Raw genomic sequence first — 15,004 nt, forward strand, 5'->3', positions numbered from 1 at the left:
CCACAGGCGGGTGCGCGGGCCTGACGGGGCGGCGCCGGACGCGCCTAGCGTCGCGAGGGTGTGGGACGACCAGGAGACCCGGGCCGAGGTGGCGCGCCGCCGCCTCGCGCGCCTGACCGCGGAGTTCGAGCAGGCGCAGGCCCGGCGTGTGCCGCCCGAACGAGCCGCCGTGACCCCGGCGGTGCCGGAGGAGCCGTCCGCCCCGCCGCGCCTGCGCCTCTCCGGTGCGCACGTGCGGGTCGTCGGGGTCGTGCTGACCGCCGCCGCCGTGGTGACGGTCTGGTGGGTGCTCGCCGGACGTCCCTCCGAGCACGCCGTGCCGGTGACGGTCGAGACACCGGCGAGCGCGTCGCCCGAGCCGGCAGCGTCGGCGGCGACCCCGGGAGCCGGCGGCACGGAGGCCGGCCAGCCGCTCGTCGTCGACGTGGCCGGCAAGGTGCGGCGGCCGGGCATCGTCGAGCTCCCGGCCGGGTCACGCGTCGTCGACGCCATCGAGGCCGCGGGTGGGGTCCGTGGCCGTCCGGACACCACGAGCCTGAACCTGGCCCGCAAGCTCGTCGACGGCGAGCAGGTGCTCGTCGGGGTCGAGGCCGCCGCGGTGCCGGTCGCTCCAGCGCCGGGCGGCGTGCCCGGGGCGGCGCCGGCTCCGGGTGCCGTCGTCGACCTCAACACCGCCACGCTCGAGCAGCTCGACACGCTGCCCGGCGTCGGGCCGGTGACCGCCCAGGCGATCCTGTCGTGGCGCGAGGAGCACGGGTCGTTCACGTCGGTCGACGACCTGTTGGACGTCAAGGGCATCGGCGAGGCGACGCTCGCCGAGCTGCGCGACCTCGTCTCCGCGGGCTGACGCGCGTGCCGGCGGCGCTCGTCCGGGCCCGAGCGTGGCTGCGGCGGGCGGTCCACCGCCACGACCTGCGCATGGTGCCGGCCGCGGCCGCCGCCTGGGCGGTCGCCGCCGTGGTGCTCGGAGCCGGCTCGGTGACCGGGCTCGCGGTGGCGATGGGCGGGCTGGCGGTGCTGCTGGTGGCCCTGCTGCGGCGCCGCCCAGGGCTCGCGCTGGTCGCGGCGGTCGTCGCCGGCGTGGCTGCCGGGTGCGCGTGGCGGCTCGCGCTCAACGAGCACGGCCCCGTCCCGGACCTCGCGGCCGACGGGGCGGTCGCCTCGGTGGAGGCGCAGGTGCGCAGCGACCCGCGCACGTTCGTGCGGGCCGGGCGCACCGGCGTGGTGGTCAGCCTGCGGGTCGAGCGGATCACGACCCGGCACGGCACGGTGACGACGCGGGCTCTCGTGACGGCGTTCGGCGACGAGTCGGCTGCCGCGCTCGTCGTCGGTCAGCGGCTCACGGCACGCCTCTCGCTCGCGCCGGCCGACCGCGGGCCCGAGGTCGCAACCGCGCGCCTGCTGCGGCTCGGCCCGGTCCAGACGCCGCCGTGGTGGTGGGGCGGGGCCCAGGACGTCCGTGACGGCGTCGCCCGAGCGGCGGCCCAGGGCCACCCGGACGGGCGGGCGTTGGTCCCGGCGCTCGTCGACGGCGACGAGCGCGGCCTCACCGACGAGCTGCGCGAGGACTTCCGTCGCAGCGGGCTGACCCACCTGCTGGCCGTGTCCGGGACGAACCTGACCATCGTCCTGGCCTGCCTGCTCGCCCTCGCCCGGGTCGGCGGCGTGCCACCGCGCTGGACCTGGGTCGTCGGGGTCGCCGCGGTCGTCGGGTTCGTGCTGCTGGCGCGCGCCGAGCCGAGCGTCGTGCGGGCCGCTGCCATGGGACTGGTCGGGATCGCCGCGGCCGGCCTCGGCTCGCGCGGCGGCACACGCGCTCTGGCCTGGGCGGTGGTGGTGCTCCTGCTGGTCGACCCGTGGCTCGCGCTGCGTCCGGGGTTCGTCCTGTCGGTGAGCGCCACCGCCGGCATCCTGCTCCTCGTCCCGCCGTTCGCCGACGCGCTCGGACGCTGGATGCCGCGCTGGGCCGCGGTGGCGCTGGCGGTGCCGCTGGCCGCGCAGCTGGCCTGCACCCCGGCCGTCGCGGTGCTCAGCGGCGAGGTGTCGCTGGTCGCCGTGCTGGCCAACCTGCTCGCGGCACCCGCCGTCGCACCCGCCACGGTGCTCGGGCTCGGCGCCGGCCTGCTCGCCCTGCTGCCCGGGCCGTGGGCGGTGCTGCCCGGGTGGCTCGCCGGGTGGTGCGGGCACTGGATCGCGTCCGTCGGTCGCTGGTCGGCGGGCCTGCCGGGCGCCAGCGTCGAGTGGGGAGCGCCGTGGTGGGTGCTCGCGCTGCTGTGCGTCGTCCTCGCGGTCGGCCTGCACCGGGCGGCGCGTCGTCCCGCGCTCGCGGTCGGGCTCTGCCTGGGTCTCGTCGTGGTGCTGGTGCGCCCGCCGCAGCCCGGCTGGCCGCCGCGCGGCTGGCTGATGGTGGCGTGCGACGTCGGGCAGGGCGACGCGACGGTGGTCGACGTGGGCGGTGCGGCCCTGGTCGTGGACGCCGGCCCCGACCCCACCGCGGCCGACGCGTGCCTCGACCGTCTGGGCGTGCGCCGGGTCGCCGCCGTCGTGCTCACGCACGCGCACGCCGACCACGTCGACGGGCTGCCCGGCGTCCTCGAGGGCCGGGCGGCCGGGCCGGTGGTCGTCGGCCCGGGTGGCGGGCGTGGGGCGGGCGACGAGCCGGTGCGGCAGGTCGCGGCCGGCGACCGGTTGGTGGTCGGCGCGGCCCGGGTGGAGGTGGTGGGCCCCGTCGGGCCCGGCGCCCGCGTGACCGACCCGTCGCGCGACGAGCACGGCGGCGAGGGCTCGGCGGTCAACGACGCGAGCCTGGTGCTGCGGGTGCAGGTGCGCGGCGTCGTCCTGCTGCTCACCGGCGACGTCGAGCCGTCCGGGCAGGACGCGCTGCTGCGCGCCGGGGCCGACGTCTCGGCTGACGTGCTGAAGATGCCGCACCACGGCAGCGCCCGGCAGTCGCGCCGGTTCGTGGAGGCCGTCGGGGCCCGGCTGGCCACCGTGAGCGCCGGCCGCGACAACTCGTACGGGCACCCGTCGGCCACCGCCCTGGACCTGCTGCGCGACGTCGGCACGAGCGCCTTCCGCACCGACCGCGACGGTGACCTGGCCGTCGTCCTGCGCGACGGACGGCTCGCGGTCGTCACCCGCTGACCGGACGGCCGTCCCCGTCGGCGGCGGTGACTAGGCTGGCGCTCATGGCGTCCCCCTTCGGCTCGATCCTGCTCGTCACCGGCGGCGCGGAGTTCCTGGCCGACCGCGTGCGGCGCAAGGCCATGGCTCAGATCCGTGAGGCCGACCCCGCGTGCGAGGTGGCCGAGAGCGAGGCCGGACGCCTCGGGGCCGGCGAGCTGGCCGCCCTCACCAGCCCGTCGCTGTTCAGCACGTCCAGCGGCTTGGTCATCACCGGCCTCGAGGACCTCGCCGACGCACCCCAGGCCGAGCTGCTCGCCTACGCCGCCGAGCCGTCGCCCGACGTGGCGGTCGTGCTCGTCCACGGCGGCGGCAACAAGGGCAAGGGCGTGCTCGACAAGCTCCGCAAGACCGCCGCCGTCCACGAGGTGAAGGTCGAGGCGCCCAAGTACGAGCGCGACCACGTCACCTGGGTGCGCCGCGAGGTGACCGACCTCGGCGCCAGCATCGACGAGGAGGCCGCCGCGCTGCTCGTCACCGCCGTGGGCCAGGACCTCCGCGCCCTCGCCGGCGCGGCCGACCAGCTGGTCAGCTCCGTCGACCGAGGCACCCGGGTCGACCGCGACGTGGTGGCGCGGTACTTCGGCGGACGCGCCGACGTGCGCGGCTTCGAGATCGCCGACGCCGCCATCGAGGGCCGGCTCGCCGCGGCGCTCGAGCAGCTGCGCTGGGCCGAGGCCAACAAGGTCGCCCCGGTGCTCGTCACCAGCGCCTTCGCCTCCGGCCTGCGGTCCCTGACGAAGCTCGCCGACGTCCGCGGCGGCATGCGCGACAACGAGGTGGCCTCGGCCATCGGCGCCCCGCCGTTCAAGGTCCGCGCGCTGCGCAGCCAGCTGCGCGGGTGGGAGCCCGAGGGTCTGGCCCGGGCGCTGGACGTCGTCGCCCGCACCGACGTCGAGGTCAAGGGCGGGGGAGCCGACCCGGCCTACGCGCTCGAGCGCATGGTGCTCCAGGTCGCCGCCGCGCGTCGCGGGTAGTGGCCGTGACCAGACGGCTCGACGGGGTCGACCTCGCCCGCGCCGTCGCCCTGATCGGCATGATGCTGGTCCACATCGTGCTGACGATCGACTGGCGCACGGGCCACCCGTCGGTCGCCGGGATGCTGGCCGGCGGCCGGGCCGCCCCGCTGTTCGCGCTCCTCGCCGGCCTGTCGCTGAGCCTCGTGCGGTCCCGCGACCCACGGGGCGCCGGCTCGACTCGCGCCGTCGTCGTCCGGTCGGTGCTGCTGGTCGTCCTCGGCCTCCTGCTGGGCTCGCTGGAGTCGGCGACCGTGCTGGTCATCCTGGCGTTCTACGGCGTCATGCTCGTGGCGCTGCTGCCCTTCCTGCGCCTGCCCACCCGGCCGCTGGGGCTCGTGGCCGCCGCCTGGCTGCTGCTCGCACCGGTCGTCCACCTGCTCCTGCTCGGGCCGCTCGACGGGCGCTACCAGGGCCAGCTCGACCTCGCCGACCTGGCCGACCCGGCCGGGTTCGTGGCCGAGCTGCTCGTCACCGGCACGTACCCGGCGCTCGTGTGGCTCGGCTACCTGCTGGCCGGTGCGTGGATAGGCCGGCTCCCGCTGGAGCGCGCCCGCGTCGCCGCCGGCCTGGCCGGAGCCGGTGCGCTGCTGCTCGTCGCGTCCCTCGCCGCCGGGCTCGTGGCGCTGTGCTCGGGGGCCGTCGACGGCGTCGTCCGCGACTCCTCGTGGCGGGGGCTGTTCACCTCGCCCGGGACGTTGGACGACGTCACCGACCCCGCCCGTCTGCTGGTCGTCGGTGAGCACACCTCGTCCTCGCTGAACGTGCTGTCGGCGACCGGGTCGGCCGTCCTGGTGCTCGGCCTGTGCCTGCTGCTCGTCCACGTGCGGCCGGCGCGCGTCGCGGTGGCGCCGCTGCTGGCCGCGGGGTCGATGCCGCTGACGATGTACACGCTGCACGTGCTCTGGACCTGGAGCGAGAACGCGCACGACTGGCGCATGGCCGACGACCGGCACGTCGAGTGGGCGTCCCAGGTGGTCGTGCTTGTGGTGGCGGCCTGGCTGTGGCGCCGCGCCTGGGGCCGCGGCCCGCTCGAGAGCGCCGTCCGCGCCGTCAGCCTGCCGCGCGGCTAGCGAGCCCGGGGCGCCCGCACGCGCGACGACCAGCGTCCCGCCAGGTCCTGGTGCCAGGCCCGGACCCGGAACGTCGCACGTCCGGCCCGCGGCGTGCTGACCACGACGTGGGTGCGGGTGGTCCTCGCGACCAGACGGGTCGCCCCGCGGTAGGTCCGCCACACCTCGTAGCGGGTCGCGCGCGAGCCGGGCGACCACGACAGGCGCACCGAACGGCTGCTGCGGGTCACGGCCCGCGGACGCCGTGGCGCCCCGGCCGTCGGGCCGCTCGCCCGGTCGCTGACGACGGCGGCCGCTCCGGCGCGTCCGCCGGCGACGGCGCGGACCGCGACGTCGTAGCGGCGGCCGGCCACGAGCCCGGTCAGCCGGGTCCCGACCCGGGTCGTGCGAGCGGTGCGCGTCGTGGACGCCCGCCCCGACTCGCGCCAGGTGACGTCGTACGCGCCGGCACCCCGGACGGCGTCCCAGCCGACGTCGAGCCGCCGGTCGCCCGCGACGAGCCGCACGCCGCGCGGGACGGCGGGGACCACCGGGCGTGCCTCCGGCGTGGGCCGCGGCGAGGCCGTCGCCGGTGGAGCCGTGGGTGACGGGGCCACCGGGGTCGGGGCGTCGGACGGCGGAGCCGAGGGTCCGTCCGGCTCCGGCTCCTGGGGCTGCGGAGATGGCGGAGGAGCCGGCGCCGTCGGCACGACCTGCACCGGCTCGGAGTAGCGCGGGGCCACCGCGGTGCCCTTGCGCGACTGCAGCCGGACCTCGTGGACATGGCCGTTGACCAGCCCGCCCAGCACCGCCTGCGTGCCGGCCACCTCCGTCACCGGGGCCCAGTCGGTGCCGTCGGTCAGGTCGCGCACCCACACCCGCTCGGCGGTCGAGCCGTCGGGCCGCTCCCAGCTCAGCTCGGCGCTCGCGTCGCCGGGCACCGCCTGCAGCGTCGCCACGCGGGCCGGGCCGTTCGGCACGTCCGGGAGCGGCCGCGGGAAGGGCGCACCGACGCCGAGTTCGGCGAGGGCGTCGGCCACGGAGGCGGCGATCTTGACCTCGCCGGACGCGGACGGATGCGCGAAGTCGTACGTGTCGACGTCGATCGCGAAGGTCTCCGGCGCCCGGGCGACGACCACGCGGGACGCCTCGGTGCTGAGCTCGTCCTCGAGCCCGGCGAGCAGGTCGTTGTACTCGGCGGCGCCGGGCAGCCACGACTGGGGCACCTGGCCCAGGACGACGTCGACGTCCGGGCGGGCGGCGCGGGCCTCCTCGACGCCGTGGGCGGCGAGCCGGACGAGGTCGGCCGGGGCGATCCCCAGCCAGGCCAGGTCGTTCACGCCCAGGGTCTCGACGACCACGTCGGGCCGGCACGCGGCCACCAGGGTGCCGAGCGACGGCGTGAGGAGGGCGCGGGCGGTGCCCCAGTACGAGGCGTGGTCGCGGTCGAACGCGGGGTCAGCGTAGGTCTGGTCGTCGTCGCCGGGGAAGCGCTCCAGCAGGTCGTCGCGCGGCCCGACGAGGTCGACGTCGGCACCGACGTCCTGCAGGTGGCGCCACAGCCGGTAGCGCCAGGTCCAGTCACCGGCCGACCCGTGCGCGACCGAGTCGCCGACCACCATGACGCCGGTGCCGTGCGTGGGTGCGGCGCACTCGAGACCGAGACCGGTGTCGGCCGAGGCGGGGGCGGGCGAGACCAGGGTCGAGACGACCACCGCGAGCGCGGCGATGGCCGCGTGCCTGCTGCGTCGCACTGCGAGAGCTCCTGGGTCGGGACGTCGTACGTCCCTCCTGTCGGCACCGGCCCGTGCGACCTGAGCCACCCGCTCCGTGACGAAGGACGCCCCCGGACGATGTCCGGGGGCGTCCTTGCGGGTCAGGCTGGCGTCAGAGCGACGCGGCCTTCTTGAAGATCGAGGACTTGCGGTTCGCAGCCTGGTTCTTGTGGATGACGCCCTTCGAGGCGGCCTTGTCGAGCTTCTTGCCGACCTCGCGGGCCGCGGCCTGCGCCTCGTCGGTCTTGCCGGCGTCCACGGCGTCCTGGAAGCGGCGGATCGAGGTCTTCAGCGCCGAGCGGACGGACTTGTTGCGCTCGCGCGCCAGCTCGTTCTGACGGTTGCGCTTGATCTGCGACTTGATGTTGGCCACGGAGGCAAACCTGTTCTCTCGAAAACGTTAGGGGTAGCGCTGACGCGCGACAGTCGACTCTATCAGGCGCCGGCGTGGTCGCCCAAATCCTCCCCGGCCGCACGGCGTCCGCGGCACCCGGCAGCGTAGGGAACAATGGGGGACATCATGAGTGCCTCCTCCGCGCCCCAGGTCCCGCAGCCCGGCTCCACCGACCCGGCGGTCCTGCGCAACTTCTGCATCATCGCGCACATCGACCACGGCAAGTCCACGCTGGCCGACCGCATGCTGCAGATCACCGGCGTCGTGGACGAGCGCGCGGCCCGCGCCCAGTACCTCGACCGCATGGACATCGAGCGCGAGCGCGGCATCACGATCAAGAGCCAGGCCGTGCGCATGCCGTTCACCAAGTCCAGCGGCGACGACACCGGCACCAATTACGTGCTGAACATGATCGACACGCCCGGCCACGTCGACTTCACCTACGAGGTCAGCCGCTCGCTGGAGGCCTGCGAGGGCGCGATCCTGCTCGTGGACGCCGCCCAGGGCATCGAGGCCCAGACCCTCGCCAACCTGTACCTGGCGATGGAGGCGGACCTGCACATCATCCCGGTGCTCAACAAGATCGACCTGCCCGGCGCACAGCCGGAGAAGTACGCCGAGGAGATCGCCGGCATCATCGGCGGCGACCCCGACGAGGTGCTGCGCGTGTCGGCCAAGACCGGCGAGGGCGTCGAGGCGCTGCTGAACGCGATCGTCGAGCAGGTGCCGCCGCCGGTCGGCGACCCCGACGCGCCCGCCCGAGCGCTGATCTTCGACTCCGTCTACGACACCTACCGCGGCGTCGTGACGTACGTGCGCGTGGTCGACGGCAAGCTCTCGCACCGCGACAAGATCAAGATGATGTCGACCAACGCCGTGCACGAGATGCTCGAGGTCGGCGTCATCAGCCCCGAGCCGGTCAAGTCGCCCGACCTCGGCGTCGGCGAGGTGGGCTACCTCATCACCGGCGTGAAGGAGGTGCGCCAGAGCCGCGTCGGCGACACCGTCACCTCGAACGCCAAGCCGGCGAAGGAGCCGCTCGGCGGCTACAAGACGCCCAACCCGATGGTGTTCTCGGGCCTGTACCCGATCGACGGCGACGACTTCGCGACCCTGCGCGAGGCGCTGGACAAGCTGCAGCTCAACGACGCCGCGCTCGTCTACGAGCCCGAGTCGTCCGGCGCGCTGGGCTTCGGCTTCCGCATCGGCTTCCTGGGCCTGCTGCACCTGGAGATCATCCGCGAGCGGCTCGAGCGCGAGTTCAACCTCGACCTCATCGCCACCGCGCCCAACGTCGTCTACCGCCTGGAGATGGAGGACGGCCGCGAGATCACCGTCACCAACCCCAGCGAGTACCCCAACGACGGCAAGATCGCCAAGGTCTTCGAGCCGATCACGCGGGCGACGATCCTGACGCCGACCGACTACATCGGCACGATCATGGAGCTGTGCCAGTCGCGCCGCGGCCAGCTGCTGGGCATGGACTACCTGTCCGAGGACCGCGTGGAGATCAAGTACACGCTGCCCATGGGCGAGATCATGTTCGACTTCTTCGACGCCCTCAAGAGCCGCACCAAGGGCTACGCGTCGCTGGACTACGAGCCCACCGGCGAGCAGGCCGCGGACCTGGTGAAGGTCGACATCCTGCTGCAGGGCGAGGTCGTGGACGCGTTCAGCGCCATCGTCCACCGCGACAGCGCCTACGCGTACGGCGTCGCGCTGGCCGGCAAGCTCAAGGAGCTCATCCCGCGCCAGCAGTTCGAGGTGCCCATCCAGGCCGCGATCGGCGCGCGCATCATCGCCCGCGAGAACATCAAGGCGATCCGCAAGGACGTGCTCGCCAAGTGCTACGGCGGCGACATCAGCCGCAAGCGCAAGCTGCTGGAGAAGCAGAAGGAGGGCAAGAAGCGCATGAAGATGGTCGGTCGCGTGGAGGTGCCCCAGGAGGCGTTCATCGCCGCGCTGTCGACGGGCGACGCCACCCCGAAGTAGGCCTTCCGGTCGGGGTGCGCAACCGTCTCGGCGCCCAGCGGACACCCGACGGGATCGAGCGGCCACACGCGGGTGAAAGTGCTGCGCCTGGACCCTACGGATCAGTAGGGTGATGCGCACCACACTGGCCGACCCCCGAGGTGATACCCCGATGACCAGGACGCCCTCCCCGCAGGAGCTCAAGATCGTCCAGGACCGTGCCCGCAGCGTGGGCGCGATGTTCCTCGCCCGAGTCCGCGAGTCCGGCAACCGCGAGGCGTACCGCTTCCCGGACGCCCAGGAGAACTGGCACTCGATGACCTGGGCCGAGACCGGGGAGCACGTGTTCAAGCTCGCCGCCGGCCTCGTCGCCCTCGGCCTCGAGCCCGAGGACCGCGTGGCCATCGCCTCCAACACGCGCTACGAGTGGGTCTTCGCCGACCTCGCCGTGAACTCGGCGTCGCTGGCCACCACGACCGTCTACCCGACCACGGTCGCCGACGACGTGGCCTACATCCTGGCCGACTCCGGCAGCCGCGTGGTCTTCGCCGAGGACGACGAGCAGATCGCCAAGCTCCGGGCCAAGAAGTCCGAGCTGCCCGAGGTCTTCAAGGTCATCACCTTCGACGGCACCGCCGACGGCGACTGGGTCATCGACCTGGCCGAGCTCGAGCGGCTCGGCGCCGAGCGCCTGGCCCAGGAGCCGGACGTCGTGGAGAAGCGCATCGAGGCCACGTCGCCGGACTCGCTCGCAACGCTGATCTACACCTCCGGCACGACCGGTCGGCCCAAGGGCGTGCGCCTGTCGCACGACGGCTGGACGTTCGAGGGTGCCGCGATCAACGCCGGCGGCTACCTCTCGGCCGACGACCTGGAGTACCGCTGGCTGCCGATGGCGCACTCGTTCGGCAAGGTGCTGCTGACCACCCAGCTCGAGATCGGCTTCGCCGCCGCCGTCGACGGCCGCGTCGACAAGATCATCGAGAACCTGGCCGTCGTGAAGCCCACGTTCATGGGCGCGGCGCCGCGCATCTTCGAGAAGGCCTACGGTCGCATCGTCGGCATGATGGAGGAGGACGGCGGGGTCAAGCTCAAGCTGTTCCGCTGGGCCGAGGCCGTCGGCCTGGAGCACTCCCGCCTGGTGCGCGCCGGCAAGCCCGTGCCGGCCGGCCTCAAGGCCAAGCACGCGCTGGCCGACAAGCTGGTCTTCAGCAAGATCCGCGCGCGCTTCGGTGGCCGGGTCCGGTTCTTCATCTCCGGCGCCGCGTCGCTGAGCCGCGACATCGCCGAGTGGTTCCACGCCGCGGGCGTGCTGATCCTCGAGGGCTACGGCCTCACCGAGTGCTCGGCCGGCGCCACGGTCAACCACCCCGACGACTTCAAGATCGGCTCGGTCGGCCTGCCGATGCCCGGCTCGGAGATCAAGATCGCCGCCGACGGCGAGGTGCTCATCAAGGGCCCGCACGTCATGCGCGGCTACCACAACCTCGAGGGCGAGAGCGCGTCCGCGGTCACCGAGGACGGCTGGCTGGCCACCGGCGACATCGGCGAGCTGGACGAGGACGGCTTCCTGCGCATCACCGACCGCAAGAAGGACCTGTTCAAGACCTCCGGCGGCAAGTACGTCGCGCCGTCGATCGTCGAGGGCACGTTCAAGGGCGTCTGCCCGCTGGCCAGCCAGATGGTGGTGCACGGCAACGAGCGCAACTTCGTCTCGGCGCTCATCACGCTCGACCCCGACGCCGTCGAGGGCTGGGCCGCCCACCACGACATGGCCGGCAAGCCGTACGCCGAGGTCGTCTCGTCCCCGCAGATGCACGCGGAGATGGAGAAGTACGTGGCCGAGCTCAACGCCAAGCTCAACCGCTGGGAGCAGGTCAAGAAGTGGGCCATCCTGCCCGCCGACCTGAGCATCGAGTCCGGCGAGATCACGCCGAGCATGAAGGTCAAGCGCCGCGTGGTCGAGGACAACTACCGCGACATCCTGGACGGCTTCTACACGAACGCCTAGTCCGCGTCGCCCCGCCGGCCCGGTCGTCCCTCGCGGACGGCCGGGCCGCTGCGTGCTCGGGGCGTGGGGGAGCGCCGTACCCTGGGCCGGTGACCAGGAGCCTCGGTGCGTACGTGCACGTCCCGTTCTGCTCGGTGCGCTGCGGCTACTGCGACTTCAACACCTACACCTCCGACGAGCTCGGCGAGGGTGCCACGCGGGCGTCCTACGCCGTGACCGTCGAGCGCGAGGTCGACCTCGCCCGCGAGGCACTGGGCGACGAGCGACCGTTCGAGACCGTCTTCTTCGGCGGCGGCACCCCCACCCAGCTGCCCGCGGCCGACCTCGTGCGGGTCCTGCGGGCGCTGCGCGACCGGGTCGGCCTGGCGCCGGGCGCCGAGGTGACGACCGAGGCCAACCCCGACAGCGTGACGCCGGCGTCGCTGGCCGCGCTGCGCGAGGGCGGCTTCACCCGCATCTCGTTCGGCGTCCAGTCGGCCGTGCCGCACGTGCTCCGCGTCCTGGACCGCACCCACGACCCGCTGCGCGTCCCGGACGCCGTGCGCTGGGCCCGCGAGGCCGGGTTCGAGCAGGTCAGCGTCGACCTCATCTACGGCACGCCCGGGGAGAGCGTGGACGACTGGCGTCGCACCCTCGAGCACGCGGTCTCGCTCGAGCCCGACCACATCAGCGCCTACGCCCTCATCGTCGAGCAGGGCACGGCGCTCGCGCGGCGCGTGGCTCGCGGCGAGGTGCCGGCCCCGGACGACGACGACCTGGCCGACAAGTACGTCCTGGCCGACGAGGCGTTCGAGGCGGCCGGCCTGTCCTGGTACGAGCTGTCCAACTGGGCGCGCGACGAGGCGGCCCAGTGCCGGCACAACGTCCTGTACTGGCGCAGCGACGACTGGTGGGGCTTCGGCCCCGGCGCCCACTCGCACGTGGCCGGCCGGCGCTGGTGGAACGTCAAGCACCCGGCCGCCTACGCGCAGCGCCTGGACGCCGGGCTCTCGCCGGAGAAGGACCACGAGCTGGTCGACGACGACACCCGGACGCTCGAGCGCGTGCTGCTGGAGTCGCGCCTGCGCACGGGCCTGGACCTGACGGTCGTCCCGGACGACCACCGCGAGCGGGTCGCCGACCTGCGCGACCGCGGCCTGGTCGACGTGCACGGCGAGCGGCTCGTGCTCACGCGCGACGGACGCCTGCTCGCCGACGCGGTCGTCCGCGAGCTCGTCTGACGGCGCGATCGCGCGTCCGGCTCAGGGCGTCGGCGCGGTGACGAAGTCGATGAGCTCCTCGACCCGGCCGAGCAGCGACGGCTCGAGGTCGGCGTAGCTGCGGACGGTGCCGAGGATGCGCTTCCAGGCCCGCGCGATGTCGGCCTGGTCGGCGTGCGGCCAGCCCAGCGCCTCGCAGATGCCGTGCTTCCACTCGGTGCCGCGGGGGATCACGGGCCACTTCTGGATGCCGAGCCGCTCGGGACGGACCGCCTGCCACACGTCGACGTACGGGTGGCCGACGACGAGCACGTGCGGGGTGCCGTTGACCTGGTCGGCCAGGCGCGATTCCTTGGAGCCGGGCACGAGGTGGTCGACCAGCACGCCGAGCCGCCGGCTCTTGGTCGGCTGGAAGTCGCGGACGATCGCGGGCAGGTCGTCGATGCCGCCCAGGTACTCCACGGCGACGCCCTCGACGCGCAGGTCGTCGCCCCAGATCTTCTCCACCAGCTCGGCGTCATGGCGGCCCTCGACGTAGATGCGGCTGGGCAGCGCGACGCGGGCCCGGGCGTCCTTGACCGCGATCGAGCCCGACGCGGTGCGGCCGCCGGTCTTCTGCACGACGACGGGCGCGTGCAGCGCGACCGGCTTGCCGTCGAGCAGGAAGCCCGGCCCGAGCCGGAAGGCGCGCTGCTTGAGGTGACGGTCCTCGAGGACGACCAGGCCGTTCTCGACCTTGACGATCTCGCCGCAGAAGCCGCTCGTGGCGTCCTCGACGACGAGCCCGGCGTCGGCCGGGTGCTCGACGGTGCGTCCGCGCTTGGGCTTGCGCCAGTCGCCGGACAGGACGTCGTTGCCGTAGCGGTCAGCCATGGATCTTCCCGAGGAGTCGTTGGTGCAGGTCCTCGACGTCGGCCCGCGTGAGCGGACGTCCGTCGGCGGTGAGCAGGACGGTCTCGTCGGTGACGAGGCCGAGCGCGAGGTCGAGCGCCACCGGCCACGACGGCGGGACGTGCTCGGGGACGACGGCCGGGGCCAGGTCGCCGAGCGCCACGCGCGGGGGAGCAGTGGGGTCGTGCGGGGCGGTGACGGTCATGACGAGCTCGCCGCCCACCGGGCCGTCGCCCAGGTGCGCGACCTCGACGAACAGCGTGCCCACGGTCGTGGCCCAGGCCGAGACCAGCGTGCCACCGCGCGACTCGTGCTCGACGACGTGGTCGCCGACGGTGACGCGGCGCGGCTCGTACTCGAGGCGGTCTCCACCGTCCTCGACGACGATGACGGGACCCTCGCTGCGCACCTCGCTAGACTGGCACTTGGCACCGACGAGTGCCAGCAGACACGCCACCGACGCCCGGGAGGGGGAGCCAGCCATGAGCGAGGACCGCAAGTGGGACGTCCTGCGGGCGATCGTCGAGGACTACGTCGCCACGCACGAGCCGGTCGGCTCACGCGCCCTGGTCGAGCGCCACGCGCTCGGCGTCTCGTCGGCCACGATCCGCAACGACATGGCGCTGCTGGAGGAGGAGGGCTACATCCACCAGCCCCACACCAGCGCCGGCCGCGTCCCCACCGACAAGGGCTACCGGCTGTTCGTCGACCGGCTGGCCACGGTGAAGCCGCTGTCGCCGCCCGAGCGGCGCGCGATCGAGACCTTCCTGCGCGGCGCCGTCGACGTCGACGACGTCATGCAGCGCAGCGTGCGGGTGCTCGCCCAGCTGACCAACCAGGTCGCGATCGTCCAGTACCCGTCGCTGACCCGCTCCACCGTGCGCCACGTCGAGCTCGTCCCGCTCGAGTCCGCCCGCGTCCTGCTGGTCGTCATCACCAGCAGCGGACGCGTGGAGCAGCGCGTCGTCGAGGTGGCCCAGGCCCCGTCCGAGTCGCTGCTGGCCGACCTGCGCAGCCGCATCGTCACCGCCACCGTCGGCCGCCGCCTGCCCGAGGCGTCGCTGCAGCTCGCCGACCTCATCGGCACCTTCGAGCCGGCCGACCGGCCGATCGTCACCAGCATCGTCACGACCCTGTCGCAGGCGTTCGCCAGCGAGCGGGCCGACGAGCGGTTCGCGGTCGGGGGCGCGGCCAACCTGGCCCGGTTCGGCCACGACTTCGACTCGGCGATCCAGCCGGTGCTCGAGGCGCTCGAGGAGCACGTCGTGCTGCTGCGCCTGCTGGGCGAGGCGACCAGCAGCGACCTGCCGCGCGTCCGCATCGGCAGCGAGACCGGCCTGGAGGGCCTGTCGAGCAGTGCCGTCGTCTCCAGCCCCTACGGCAGCGCCGACGAGGCGCTCGCCACGCTCGGCACGCTCGGGCCGATGCGCATGGACTATCCCGGCACCATCGCCTCGGTGGCTGCCGTCGCTCGTTACGTCGGACGCTTGCTCGCCGACGGCTGACCCCCCG

Annotated in this window: 12 protein-coding genes; 8 read left to right on the top strand and 4 right to left on the bottom strand. The window is 74.0% G+C overall.

Annotation, left to right across the window (positions count from 1 at the left end; translation table 11 throughout):
• Window positions 1-58 precede the first annotated feature (58 nt).
• The 4 genes from HGAM_RS19490 to HGAM_RS19495 are packed head-to-tail and all read left to right on the top strand — an operon-like array spanning window position 59 to window position 5,272.
• On the top strand, window positions 59-847 hold the full coding sequence (locus HGAM_RS19490; RefSeq protein WP_019146121.1) for a ComEA family DNA-binding protein: 789 nt from the start codon (window positions 59-61) through the stop codon (window positions 845-847).
• 5 nt (window positions 848-852) lie between these two features.
• Window positions 853-3,144: a ComEC/Rec2 family competence protein gene (locus tag HGAM_RS13975; protein ID WP_019146122.1), complete on the top strand. Its 2,292-nt coding sequence runs from the start codon at window positions 853-855 to the stop codon at window positions 3,142-3,144.
• A gap of 44 nt (window positions 3,145-3,188) precedes the next feature.
• Window positions 3,189-4,160: a DNA polymerase III subunit delta gene (holA, locus tag HGAM_RS13980; protein ID WP_019146123.1), complete on the top strand. Its 972-nt coding sequence runs from the start codon at window positions 3,189-3,191 to the stop codon at window positions 4,158-4,160.
• Between the two features lie 5 nt (window positions 4,161-4,165).
• On the top strand, window positions 4,166-5,272 hold the full coding sequence (locus HGAM_RS19495) for a heparan-alpha-glucosaminide N-acetyltransferase domain-containing protein (protein ID WP_147543762.1): 1,107 nt from the start codon (window positions 4,166-4,168) through the stop codon (window positions 5,270-5,272).
• Here HGAM_RS19495 and HGAM_RS19500 read toward each other — a convergent pair.
• Window positions 5,269-7,005, bottom strand: coding sequence for a hypothetical protein (locus HGAM_RS19500; RefSeq protein ID WP_019146125.1), 1,737 nt, complete (start codon window positions 7,003-7,005; stop codon window positions 5,269-5,271). The two genes, HGAM_RS19495 and HGAM_RS19500, sit on opposite strands and share 4 nt — an antisense overlap.
• Window positions 7,006-7,138: 133 nt before the next feature.
• Complete coding sequence (gene rpsT, locus HGAM_RS13995) at window positions 7,139-7,399, bottom strand: 30S ribosomal protein S20 (protein ID WP_019146126.1); 261 nt, start codon at window positions 7,397-7,399, stop codon at window positions 7,139-7,141.
• Between the two features lie 147 nt (window positions 7,400-7,546).
• Here rpsT and lepA point away from each other — a divergent pair, with 147 nt between their 5' ends.
• The 3 genes from lepA (at window position 7,547) to hemW (ending at window position 12,622) form a co-directional block, all read left to right on the top strand.
• On the top strand, window positions 7,547-9,412 hold the full coding sequence (gene lepA, locus HGAM_RS14000; RefSeq protein ID WP_019146127.1) for a translation elongation factor 4: 1,866 nt from the start codon (window positions 7,547-7,549) through the stop codon (window positions 9,410-9,412).
• Window positions 9,413-9,563: 151 nt separating this feature from the next.
• Window positions 9,564-11,402, top strand: coding sequence for an AMP-dependent synthetase/ligase (locus tag HGAM_RS14005; RefSeq protein ID WP_019146128.1), 1,839 nt, complete (start codon window positions 9,564-9,566; stop codon window positions 11,400-11,402).
• An 89-nt stretch (window positions 11,403-11,491) separates the two neighbouring features.
• A complete protein-coding gene (gene hemW, locus HGAM_RS19505) occupies window positions 11,492-12,622 on the top strand; it encodes a radical SAM family heme chaperone HemW (RefSeq protein ID WP_019146129.1) in 1,131 nt (376 codons plus the stop codon).
• Between the two features lie 21 nt (window positions 12,623-12,643).
• Here the strand turns inward: hemW and HGAM_RS14015 are convergent, their stop codons facing one another.
• Both HGAM_RS14015 and HGAM_RS14020 read right to left on the bottom strand, forming a co-directional pair.
• Entirely contained in the window at window positions 12,644-13,474 is an 831-nt protein-coding gene (locus HGAM_RS14015) for a DUF3097 domain-containing protein (protein WP_019146130.1), read from the bottom strand.
• Entirely contained in the window at window positions 13,467-13,901 is a 435-nt protein-coding gene (locus HGAM_RS14020) for a hypothetical protein (RefSeq protein ID WP_019146131.1), read from the bottom strand. The genes HGAM_RS14015 and HGAM_RS14020 overlap by 8 nt, the downstream gene beginning before the upstream one ends.
• A gap of 73 nt (window positions 13,902-13,974) precedes the next feature.
• Between HGAM_RS14020 and hrcA the strand changes: the two genes are divergently transcribed.
• Window positions 13,975-14,997, top strand: coding sequence for a heat-inducible transcriptional repressor HrcA (gene hrcA / locus HGAM_RS14025; RefSeq protein WP_019146132.1), 1,023 nt, complete (start codon window positions 13,975-13,977; stop codon window positions 14,995-14,997).
• Window positions 14,998-15,004 lie beyond the last annotated feature (7 nt).

Source organism: Aeromicrobium massiliense JC14, from assembly GCF_000312105.1.
Lineage (GTDB): Bacteria > Actinomycetota > Actinomycetes > Propionibacteriales > Nocardioidaceae > Aeromicrobium > Aeromicrobium massiliense.